The organism is Pseudanabaena biceps PCC 7429 (assembly GCF_000332215.1).
Taxonomy (GTDB): Bacteria; Cyanobacteriota; Cyanobacteriia; order Pseudanabaenales; family Pseudanabaenaceae; genus Pseudanabaena; species Pseudanabaena biceps.
On the sequence record NZ_ALWB01000184.1, the window covers coordinates 1 to 10,982 of the forward strand.

A 10,982-nucleotide genomic window follows, 5' to 3' on the forward strand; every position below is an offset into this window, starting at 1 on the left:
GCGCACGCTGCGCGTGCGCCGCAGGTTTTAGGGTTTTATATTTAATTGCGCCTAGCTACTTAAATGGTTAAGAATGCACAGCATAGGGATGATCAAAACTAAGGATAGAAAGTCAGTTTTGGTAAAGCTAGCGACTCTTCCCATCCCATCATAATATTCATACATTGCACGGCTTGAGCAGCTTGACCTTTCATCAAATTATCGATCGCCGAAACGACAATGACTCGCCCAGTCCGCTCATCAACCTCTACACCGAGATAACAGAGATTTGTACCTAACGCCCATTTAGTTTGGGGGAAGATATTTTTGGGTAGAACCTGTACCCATTCTGAATTGCGATAAAAAGATTTATAAATTGTTAATACATCTTCTTTAACCAATCCAGGATCACGTAATTTTGCATATACCGTCGAAAGGATACCGCGAATCATCGGGATCAGGTGCGGAGTAAATTGAACTAATACCTCTTGCCCTGCCATATCACTACAGATCTGCTCGATTTCAGGGGTATGACGATGACTGGCAATACCATAGGCTCCGAGTGATCCATCAGCTTCGGCTAGTAATAGATTGGTTTTAGGCTGACGACCGCCACCTGATGTCCCTGACTTGGCATCAATAATAATGGTACTAGGATCGACCAAGCCCTGTTTTAGCAATGGCTGCAAAGCCAATAAGCTGGCGGTCGGATAACAACCCGCGCAGCCTACTAAGTCCGCAGTGGCAATGCGATCGCGATAGATTTCAGGCAATCCATAGACAGCCTTACTATTAACTTCAGTATCAGTTCGCGATTCTTTATACCAAGATTCGTAGACTTGCAAATCGGTAAAGCGATAATCTGCGGATAGATCGAGGACTTTGCACCCCTTCGCCAGTAGTCTCGGTGCAATTTTACTAGCTAAGCCATTGGGTAACGACAGGAAAACAATTTTACAGCGATCAGCGATCGCCTCAGGCTCAAGATTTTCAATGGGTAAATTAACAGCATGGGCTATATGCGGATATAGATCCGCAAAATTTTGACCAACAGAACCACTACCACCCATATAGGTAACTTGCACCGATGGATGCTCCAGCAGCAACCTAACCAGTTGAATGCCACCATAACCTGACGCACCAATAATACCTACGGGGACTCGATCCTGTGCGCTCATAAACTTACTCCATCAAACTATTAAAATTACTTTTCGTGTTTGGGGTAACAACTTAGCACAAGCCAAGACTTAACCCAAGTTAATAACTAAATTAATAAGTACCTCAGCATAATTAAAATCCAGATCTAAAACCTGCGGCGCACGCGCCGCGTGTGCCGCAGGTTTTAGGGTTTTATATTTAATTCAGCCCATTTACTTATATAGGTGCTATTGGAGTAGGAGTAAGCTCTTTTCATAATTATGATTGTTAGTTGTTATTTTAGAGATTGCGTTTAATTGCCCCTAAATACCTAGCTATCCTAAATGGCTTTTGAACAGCCTCCTTTTGTTTGCACTTCCAGCAATCTAAAACACCCTAAAATATCTACTATCGCTGTATAACATTTGCAAATCTTATAGCAAACCTATATTATTTACACTTTTTTTATTTATAGAAGTGCAAGCTGAAGTAATTTGACTTCTGCAAATATATTTACTTGGCGACAAATAGGGATAAATCACCTATATGGGTGAAGAAAGATGTTGTCAACTAGTGTCAAGTTTGAGTTAGCCAACCCATTAAGAGCATTTGTATCCCATATATTAAAAAATATCCCCTTCTTAAATTATACAGATTGATATTTAGACGAATTTAATTAAAAATTGGTTCAAAAGTATCTAAATAACTTTTATTGTAACAATTATCACCAAGAAAAAGACATTGTCGAGATATCCCTTTTTCATGTTTCCATAGATTATCTGAATTGTTTTGTATTATTTAATGTACATTTTTAAAATTTACTAGTATGTTTTAAAATATTTTTTAAATCTTATTGAAAATTATGTTCAATATGTTTAAAAATGTACGACAATAAGAAAGCAATTCCATGTAGGTTAAAATCTCAAGACTTGCAAAATTTCTCCTATACCTTAGAGAGAAGTTTTAAATTTTGAAATCCTGAAATTTCTGATAATCCTATGATAGATACTGTAACTTCTCCTTTAACAGGAAAGGCGCTTCTTCAAAAAGCAAAAGAGCTAAACAACCTGCCCAAGCGTGAGCAAGCTAAAAAATGCGGGTATTTCACTCGCGGAAAAGATGGGGTGGATCGTGTTAATTTGACAGAATTTTATGAGGCAGTACTTGCTGCTAGGGGATTTGCGATTAACCCTGAACAGAATAAAGATGGTCGTGGTCGCGAACCTACGTTTCGGGTTAGCGTCCATAAAAATGGTCAAATTGTGATCGGTTCTACCTATACAAGATCGATGGGTTTAAATGAAGGTGATGAGTTTGAAATTAAGCTTGGCTACAAGCATATTCACCTCATCCAGTTGCACAATGATCAATCCGAAGATAACGAAGAATAACTAGATATCCTCAAATATAAGTCTCTGTTTGATGTTCTTAAATTTATACGGTCTGAAATATCACTTTAAACTTTGATTTACCTTTGATATCTGACAATAAATTTGAGATCGCCAAAACATCAGATGACTTAAGCGATTGTTTGGAGCGAGAAAATTAATACTACTTAGGGGAGGTGTTTAATTTTCTCGCTGCTCTTATAAATTGCTCTTATAAATTGCTCTTATGAATTGCTCTTATGAATTGCTTTTATGGATTACGTGTAATACGTAAATGTACGTATTACATGTATGAATTACAAGTTTTAATGTTTTTGGTTTTCTAGGGTTTTATTTCTAGGGTTTTACTCTATGCAGCTAGTAGATACTCATGTGCATATCAACTTCAAAGACTTTCAGCCCGATCTTGAGGCAGTCCGCGATCGCTGGCAGAGCAATGGAATAACCCGACTCGTACATTCCTGTGTGAGTCCTAATGAGTTTGCACAAATTCAGGCGATCGCTGATCGATTTCCTGAGGTAAGTTTTGCCGTTGGTTTACATCCCCTCGATAAAAGTTTAAATGAGTCGGGGTGGGATCCTGAGATTGGGGATCGCATCAAGTCCTTAGCCATCAGCGATCCCAGAGTAGTAGCCATTGGCGAGACTGGACTAGATTTTTTTAAGTCCGATCGCCAAACCGCTCAGGTTGAGGCGTTTAAATCCCAGCTTCGTACTGCGCGATCGCTATCCCTCCCAGTGATCATTCACTCTCGCGAAGCCTCCGTGGTCACCCGTGAAGTTTTGCAAGAAATCAATGCGGAAGCTCCCCATGAGCCGATCCGTGGTGTGATGCATTGCTGGGCGGGGAATCCTGAAGAAACACAGTGGTTTGTAGATTTGGGAATGTATATCAGCTTTAGCGGCGTGGTCAGTTTTAAAAATGCGGTTGATTTGCACGAGTCGGCAAAGATCGTACCGAGCGATCGCCTATTGGTGGAAACCGATTGCCCATTTCTCGCACCTGTGCCTAAACGGGGTAAGCGTAACGAGCCTGCCTATGTGTTACATGTAGCCGAAAGCTTGGCAAAACTTCGCACTGTGGAACTAGAGGTCTTGGCTGAGCAAACAACAAATAATGCCTTTAAACTATTTGCCCTTTCTTAATAATTTAAAAGTATAGCTACAGTCACTTGACTTAGGGCAAATCAAACCCCAAGAATTGACTGGCGACGCTTCGCACCGCCAGTCAATTCTTGGGGTTTATGTCCTATTACAATTGGCGACAGCTATAGCTAAAAAATCCAGATCAAAAACCTTTGGCACAAACCTTTGACGCATGTGCAGCGTGCGCCAAAGGTTTGTGAATTTTATATTTAATTGCGCCTAGCTGCTTAGCGCCATATTAGCGCCATATTAGCGCAACGACTCTATGAAACTGGCTAACGCCATAACAGTTAAAATTGTTTTATGCAAATATATCTAGATCATGGTGCTACAACCCCTGCCCATCCCGAGGTCATCGACCTGATGGCATCGGTAATGCGATCGCAATGGGGCAATCCCTCCAGCCTACATTGGTGGGGGGAACGTTCGACGATGGCGATCGAACGCGCCCGTTTGCAGGTGGCAAGCTTGATTAATGCCGATCCCGAAGGCATCATCTTCACATCTGGCGGTACTGAGTCGGACAACATGGCGATCGTCGGTATAGCGCGGCAGTACTGTACCCCACAGCACATGATTATCTCGTCGGTCGAGCATTCAGCCGTGAGTCTACCAGCGCACTACCTAGAACGACATGGCTGGGAAATTACCCGATTATCTGTCAACCGCCAAGGTCAAGTAGATCCTGCGGAGCTTGCCCGATCGCTCCGTCCTAATACCGTCCTCGTCTCAATTATTACGGCTCAAAATGAAGTAGGCACGATCCAACCAATTGAGAAATTAGGGCAAATCTGTCGTCATGCCAATGTACTATTCCATACCGATGCTGTCCAAGCGATCGGTAAGATACCGATCAACGTCCAAGTTTTACCCATCGATCTGCTCTCACTTTCAGCGCATAAGTTTTATGGAACGCAGGGCATTGGAGCGCTTTATATCAATCCTCTCATCGCGCCGCTCATTGCAAATGAGCGATCGCTCATTCCCCTCATCCAAGGCGGCGGACAAGAACGAGGCTACCGTTCGGGAACACAGGCTGTTGCGGCGATCGCAGGGCTGGGATTAGCTGCCGAACTTGCCGAGGGGGAACTAATTGCCGAGTCTCGACGTTTGGCAAACCTACGCGATCGCCTCTATGCCTTACTCGCAGATATTCCCGAACTAGTCCCTACGGGTATGCGGGGAAATGACAGGCTACCCCATCACCTCAGCTTTTATCATCAACATATCGATGGTCGCCGCCTTGTCCGCGAAATGAATTTTGCGGGTATAGCGATCAGTTCTGGCTCTGCATGTAGTAGCGGTAAGAGTGAACCGAGTTCGATCCTATTAGAAATGGGATATTCACCCATAGAATCTCGAAATAGTATCCGATTGACCCTTGGGAAATCTAACAATGAAACTGATATTGACTGGACAGCGATGGTAATACATCAGATACTCCATCGCTTAGCCTAACTCGTACAAAAAATAGTCAATACCTCGCCTCAACTCAGCTTCACCTTAGGAATTGCGCTCCTCAACCAAAAGAAGTATAGCTATATTCACTTACAGCGCACTGCGCTCAAACCCAAACCAAGGAAATTTTTGAAAGCGTTGCGAAGCAACGCTTTCAAAAATTTCCTCGTGGTTCCTTTGATCGGTAATTGCTGTAAATGCAGGTGGAGACAAAACCCAAAAGATGAGTGGCGGCGCTTCGCGCCGCCACTCATCTTTTGGGTTTTATCGCTGAGCAAACCTTACGTTGCTATATACCCGACTAAAATAGTCTGGTATATTTGACGACCAAAAATCCCTATGTTAATCTTCATTACAATCAAGAAATCACAAAAAACCTTTAACGAACCAAAGGGCAACTAAGACCATGACTGCAACCATTGTTTCTCCTTACACCAGCGATCGCGTTGATACATTTAGTAATCTCAAGTGCAAAGAGTGCGGTGCAGAGTATGAAGCTAAGGCAATGCATGTTTGCGAACTTTGCTTTGGTCCCCTAGAAGTTGCCTATAACTACGATGCGATCGCTGCTAGGGTCAGCCGTGAAACGATTCAAGCAGGTCCGCTTTCGATCTGGCGCTATCGCGATTTTCTCCCTGTCAAGACTGACAATTATATTGATGTATCCACTGGCATGACTCCCTTGATCAAGGCAAATCGCCTTGCCAAGCGTCTCGGCATCAAAAATCTCTACATCAAAAACGATGCCGTCAATATGCCCACCTTGAGCTTCAAGGATCGTGTCGTTTCCGTCGCTCTCAGCCGTGCTCGCGAACTAGGATTTACCACCGTAGCCTGTGCTAGTACGGGCAATCTCGCCAACTCTACGGCGGCGATCGCGGCCCATGCTGGCTTAGAGTGTTGTGTCTTCATTCCTTCCGATCTTGAGGCAGGTAAAGTCCTTGGTACGACGATCTACAATCCCAAAGTGTTTGCCGTTCATGGTAACTACGACCAAGTGAACCGCCTTTGCTCTGAGGTCGCCAATACCCACGGCTGGGGCTTCGTCAATATTAACTTGCGCCCTTACTACTCCGAGGGATCTAAGACCCTTGGTTATGAAGTCATCGAACAATTGGGTTGGAAGTTGCCCGATCACATCGTTGCTCCACTTGCCTCTGGTTCTCTATTTACCAAAATTTACAAGGGTTTCAATGAGTTTGTAAAGGTGGGCTTAGTAGAAGGTAAGCCAGTGCGCTTCAGTGGTGCACAGGCTGAGGGTTGTTCCCCGATCGCTTCCGCATACAAGGAAGGTCGCGATTTTATTACCCCCGTCAAACCTAAGACCATTGCCAAGAGTTTGGCGATTGGTAATCCTGCCGATGGGATCTATGCGATCGACATTGCTCACAAAACCAACGGCAATATCGAATCCGTTAACGATGATGAGATCATCCAAGCGATGAAACTACTCGCTGAAACTGAAGGTATCTTCACTGAGACTGCTGGTGGAACCACGATCGCAGTCCTCAAAAAGCTAGTCGAAGCAGGCAAAATCGATCCCGAAGAAACTACTGTTGTCTACATTACAGGTAATGGCTTAAAAACTCAGGAAGCAATTCAAGGCTATGTTGGCGAACCCTTCTTGATCGAGCCTAAACTAGATAGTTTCGAGCGGGCGCTAGAGCGTTCTCATACTCTTGAGCGTTTAGAGTGGCAGACTGTTTCCGTCTAGTTTTCACAGTGCTGTAAGTAAGGACAGCCTTGTGCTGCCCTTATTTTATAAGTAGTTCAGCGCCACAATCAGAAGAGCGTACCGCCCGCTACGCGGGCGGTACGCTCTTCTGATTTAGCTACTGCCAACTAACACTTCAGAACCACGATGGAAACCGAATTTAATCCCCTAACCACGGCGCATATTGATATTCAGCTAGAACAAGGATTTCCAGAAATTCGCTTAGCCGCTGAAAAAATTGAGTTGTGGTTTCAGCCAGTGTATGAGCTGACTACGGGGAAGGTCTTACATAACGAAGTGTTAGTGCGTTGGCGCGACGAGCTAGGGGAGTTAAGGCAACCGCAAGAATTATTAGCGGCTTTACAAAATACGCAACTCCTTAATCAGCTAGATCGGATTGTGGTCGAAAAATCGATAGAGTTATTATCGAAACAGGCGAATGTCAAGGTCTCAATTAATCTATCCAATGAAATCTTTGAAGACCAAAAATTTCTCTCCCAACTCCATGCTTGGCTGAGTCAGTATCAAGTTTCAGCCAAGCGCATTAGTTTTGAGATAGAAGAAGAAATTCTCTGGCAAAAGCAGTCCCTAGTATTGCTATTTATGACAGAGTTAAGAATGATGGGTTTCTATGTGGTAATTGATAACTTTACGGGTAGATTCTTCAGTTTGTTTCAGATACAGGAGTTTCCGTTTTCGATGCTCAAGCTGGATCGCTGCTTTTCCAGAAAGAACCTATCTCCTGTCCAAAAGCAATTAGCGATCGCGATCGCCTATACGACTAGAGCTTTCCAAAAACAATGTGTTTTGAAAGGAATTGATGATAAGTTATCCCTAAAATTTGCTAACGATCTGGGGGTGAGAGCTGTTCAAGGATATTCCTTGGGTAAGCCACAGGATAAGCCAATCACCTTTGGGTTAATCGGTTTACTAATCATTAGAATTATTGCTGTTTTGATTGTGTTATATATCTTCAAAAGTCTCATAGGTGTCGATATTTTTCCCAATCGCCATTCTTGGGAAGTGATTGGGGATTTCATCCAATCTGTTTTTGAATCCAAATAGAAGTGAATTCATAATATGAGTGGCGGCGCAAAGCGCCGCCACTCATATTATGTAGCTTTAAAACCCTAAGATTCTTGCCCCTTGATAGAAGATAAAACTAACTAACCAAGCAAGGACTAACGACCATCCTACCGATAGCATGGCGAACTTAAAGCTTTTTGACTCTTTAGGGCGCAAACCAAAGATGAATGGCGGCGCTTCACGCCGCCATTCATCTTTGGTTTTGGGATATTCCTTGAATATTTCCAGAAGACTTTTTCTCAACCTTTGTGATAAAAATAAGTAGTTCAGCATAATTAAAAAATAAAACCAGAGAGCATACCGCCCGCGCAGCGGGCGGTATGCTCTTCTAGGTTTTAAGTTTACTTATGCCTAGCTACTTAGTTACTAGTCTTTAATTCAGGCGATAATGACAGGAATTAGAAGTTCTTTGAAGAGAAATACCCCAAACATAGCTTTTAAGTTTATTTTTAAGTTTATTTTCAAATTTATTTTTAAATTTAAAAATAAATTTATTTTTGCAAGGAATACTAAAACAGCGATCGCCTTTTTAACGGCGATCGCCCTAATGAGTTCTAGCATTTTCTCTTTACCAGCCTTTGCTGACTATGGCAATTACTATGGCGATGTTTTACCGATCCCACAAACGCCATTTAAGGGCAAGATCGGTACAACTTATAAGGAATCGCAACCCGACTTTCCCAAACTAGTTCAAGCTCCTGCGAAAGCTCCCAATGTATTGCTAGTTCTCCTTGATGATGTGGGGTTTGGTCAGACAAGTACCTTTGGCGGATTGATTGAAACGCCAAACCTAGATCGCTTGGCGGCAATGGGCTTGCGTTACAACCAATTTCATACCACCGCTCTCTGCTCTCCCACGAGAGCCGCTTTACTAACGGGACGCAATCACCATTCCGTAAGTACGGGTGTAACGACAGAACGAGCTTCGGGATTTCCCGGTTATACGGCAATTCTCCCTCGTAGTGCTGCGACGATCGCAGAAATATTGCGCAGCAATGGTTACAATACAGCGGCTTTCGGGAAATGGCATAATACTCCTGATTATGAAACTAGTGCTGTCGGTCCTTTCGATCGCTGGCCGACTAGTTTAGGCTTTGATTATTTCTATGGATTTTTGGGTCGAAATACCAATCAATGGACTCCTAACTTGGTGGAGAATACCCAGCATATCCAGCAACCTTTAGATCGACCTGATTATCACCTCACTCCCGATCTCGTCGATCATGCGATTAATTGGATCCTTACCCAGCAATCGATCGCCCCAGATAAACCCTTCTTTGCTTACCTTGCTCCTGGAGCAACCCATGCCCCCCACCATGCCCCGAAGGAATGGATAGATAAATATAAAGGTAAGTTCGATCAAGGCTGGGATAAATTACGCGCCGATATTTTTGAGCGTCAACTTCAACTCGGGATCATTCCTGCGGATACCAAACTTACTCCCCGTCCTGCGCAAATTCCTGCATGGGATTCCCTCACAACTACGGAGCAGAAAGTTTATGCTCACCAATTTGAAGTTTTTGCAGGTTTCCTCGGTCATACCGATGCTGAGGTTGGTCGTGTCATTGATGCGATCGAGCGGATTGGTGAATTGGATAATACCCTGATTGTTTTCATCGCTGGTGATAATGGGGGGAGTGCAGAAGGGGGCTTGACAGGCGGTGCGAATGAATTCAAGTTCTATAATGGTGTTGAAGAAAGTCCTGAAGAAGTGCTAGCCGCAATAGATGATTTGGGTAGCCCTAAAACCTTCAATCATTTCCATGCCGCTTGGGCTTGGGCGATCGATAGCCCTTTTCAATGGACTAAGCAAATCGCTTCTCACTTTGGCGGTACTCGCAATGGTTTAGTAGTCACTTGGGGCGATCGCATTAAGGATAGGGGCGGTATTCGCAGTCAATTTCATCATGTAATCGATATTGCCCCTACGCTTCTAGAAGCAGCTGGCATTAAAGAGCCAGAGGTAGTCAATGGCACAAAACAGAAACCCATTGAAGGAACCAGCCTTGTTTATTCCTTTGACGATCCTGCTATAGCTTCCACGCATAAAACTCAGTACTTTGAGATGCTGGGCAATCGTGCCATTTACGATCGCGGTTGGGTGGCGGCAGCACGTCACGGTCGTTTGCCTTGGGAGCGCGTTTCCAACACTACCTTCGATGAAGATAAATGGGAACTATACAATATCGATCGCGACTTTAGCGAATCTCAGGATTTAGCCCAAGAGCATCCCCAAAAGTTGGCTGAATTGCAAAGTCTATTTCTGAAGGAAGCGAAGAAATATCAAGTTCTGCCCTTAGACGATCGCACGGTTCAGCGCTTTGATGTGAATACTCGCCCCAGTGTAACGACGGGTCGAAATAGCTTTAGTTACTACACTGCGGTTACGGGTATTCCCGAAGGTAGCGCTCCTAATACCAAAAATCGTTCCTTCAGGATCGTGGCGGATATTGATACTAAATCTGGCGCAGAAGGCGTTCTAGTGACCCAAGGCGGGCGTTTTTCAGGCTGGAGTCTCTTCTTACAAGATGGTAAACCTACCTATGCCTATAACTACCTGAATAGCGATCGCACGATTATTCAATCCTCTGAACCTGTAGCGATCGGTAAATCGACGGTCAAATTTGATTTTGCCTACGATGGTAGCGGTATTGGTGCGGGGGGCATTGGCAAGCTATTCATCAATGACAAACAGGTTGCTGAAGGTCGCATCGAGAAAACCGTTAGCTTCCGCATCGGCTCAGACGAATCCTTTGATGTCGGTCAAGATACGGGTACTTCTGTAGTTGATAGCTATCAAGTTCCTTTTAAATTCACTGGGAATTTAGAGCGGGTCAAGCTTGATTTACTGTAAGTATATCTGCCATAAACTGTCTCAGGGCATAAAAGCCAAAATAGTGTTGCCGCGCTCCGCGCGGCAACACTAAACAAGACTGGCGACAGCTATAGAACAAATCAGAATCCCAAAGACGAGTGGCGGCGTTTCGCCGCCACTCGTCTTGAAACCTTACACCAAAGCTCAAAATGGCGTAGCCATTTTGAGCTTTGAAAACCATTACTGGGTTTGTTTTTTA

The 10,982-nt window shown here is 43.9% G+C and carries 8 protein-coding genes; 6 read left to right on the forward strand and 2 right to left on the reverse strand.

Features of this window, described 5'->3' with window-relative positions; genetic code table 11:
- Window positions 1-98 precede the first annotated feature (98 nt).
- Complete coding sequence (gene argC / locus PSE7429_RS17390) at window positions 99-1,157, reverse strand: N-acetyl-gamma-glutamyl-phosphate reductase (RefSeq protein ID WP_009628606.1); 1,059 nt, start codon at window positions 1,155-1,157, stop codon at window positions 99-101.
- A 957-nt stretch (window positions 1,158-2,114) separates the two neighbouring features.
- Here argC and PSE7429_RS17395 point away from each other — a divergent pair.
- From PSE7429_RS17395 to PSE7429_RS17415, 5 genes are all read left to right on the forward strand, one after another.
- Complete coding sequence (locus tag PSE7429_RS17395) at window positions 2,115-2,507, forward strand: AbrB family transcriptional regulator (RefSeq protein ID WP_009628607.1); 393 nt, start codon at window positions 2,115-2,117, stop codon at window positions 2,505-2,507.
- A 348-nt stretch (window positions 2,508-2,855) separates the two neighbouring features.
- The gene (locus PSE7429_RS17400) at window positions 2,856-3,650 is read left to right on the forward strand and encodes a TatD family hydrolase (RefSeq protein ID WP_009628608.1); all 795 of its coding nucleotides are present in this window, start codon (window positions 2,856-2,858) and stop codon (window positions 3,648-3,650) included.
- A gap of 303 nt (window positions 3,651-3,953) precedes the next feature.
- The gene (locus PSE7429_RS17405) at window positions 3,954-5,108 is read left to right on the forward strand and encodes a cysteine desulfurase family protein (protein ID WP_009628609.1); all 1,155 of its coding nucleotides are present in this window, start codon (window positions 3,954-3,956) and stop codon (window positions 5,106-5,108) included.
- A 406-nt stretch (window positions 5,109-5,514) separates the two neighbouring features.
- Window positions 5,515-6,822 (forward strand): threonine synthase, encoded by a 1,308-nt coding sequence (gene thrC, locus PSE7429_RS17410; protein WP_009628610.1) that lies wholly within the window; start codon window positions 5,515-5,517, stop codon window positions 6,820-6,822.
- A gap of 147 nt (window positions 6,823-6,969) precedes the next feature.
- Window positions 6,970-7,887, forward strand: a complete 918-nt coding sequence (locus tag PSE7429_RS17415) for an EAL domain-containing protein (RefSeq protein WP_009628611.1) — start codon at window positions 6,970-6,972, stop codon at window positions 7,885-7,887.
- A 57-nt stretch (window positions 7,888-7,944) separates the two neighbouring features.
- On the opposite strand, the gene PSE7429_RS24610 is transcribed toward PSE7429_RS17415, so the two are convergent.
- Window positions 7,945-8,181, reverse strand: a complete 237-nt coding sequence (locus PSE7429_RS24610; protein ID WP_071590169.1) for a hypothetical protein — start codon at window positions 8,179-8,181, stop codon at window positions 7,945-7,947.
- A gap of 274 nt (window positions 8,182-8,455) precedes the next feature.
- Between PSE7429_RS24610 and PSE7429_RS17420 the strand changes: the two genes are divergently transcribed.
- Window positions 8,456-10,762 (forward strand): arylsulfatase, encoded by a 2,307-nt coding sequence (locus tag PSE7429_RS17420; RefSeq protein WP_233424385.1) that lies wholly within the window; start codon window positions 8,456-8,458, stop codon window positions 10,760-10,762.
- Window positions 10,763-10,982: the final 220 nt, after the last annotated feature.

Bases quoted from the DNA above. Each gene is read 5' to 3' on its own strand.
- argC (WP_009628606.1), bottom strand. From the start codon at position 1,157: ATGAGCGCACAGGATCGAGTCCCCGTAGGTATTATTGGTGCGTCAGGT.
- PSE7429_RS17395 (WP_009628607.1), top strand. From the start codon at position 2,115: ATGATAGATACTGTAACTTCTCCTTTAACAGGAAAGGCGCTTCTTCAA.
- PSE7429_RS17400 (WP_009628608.1), top strand. From the start codon at position 2,856: ATGCAGCTAGTAGATACTCATGTGCATATCAACTTCAAAGACTTTCAG.
- PSE7429_RS17405 (WP_009628609.1), top strand. From the start codon at position 3,954: ATGCAAATATATCTAGATCATGGTGCTACAACCCCTGCCCATCCCGAG.
- thrC (WP_009628610.1), top strand. From the start codon at position 5,515: ATGACTGCAACCATTGTTTCTCCTTACACCAGCGATCGCGTTGATACA.
- PSE7429_RS17415 (WP_009628611.1), top strand. From the start codon at position 6,970: ATGGAAACCGAATTTAATCCCCTAACCACGGCGCATATTGATATTCAG.
- PSE7429_RS24610 (WP_071590169.1), bottom strand. From the start codon at position 8,181: ATGCTGAACTACTTATTTTTATCACAAAGGTTGAGAAAAAGTCTTCTG.
- PSE7429_RS17420 (WP_233424385.1), top strand. From the start codon at position 8,456: ATGAGTTCTAGCATTTTCTCTTTACCAGCCTTTGCTGACTATGGCAAT.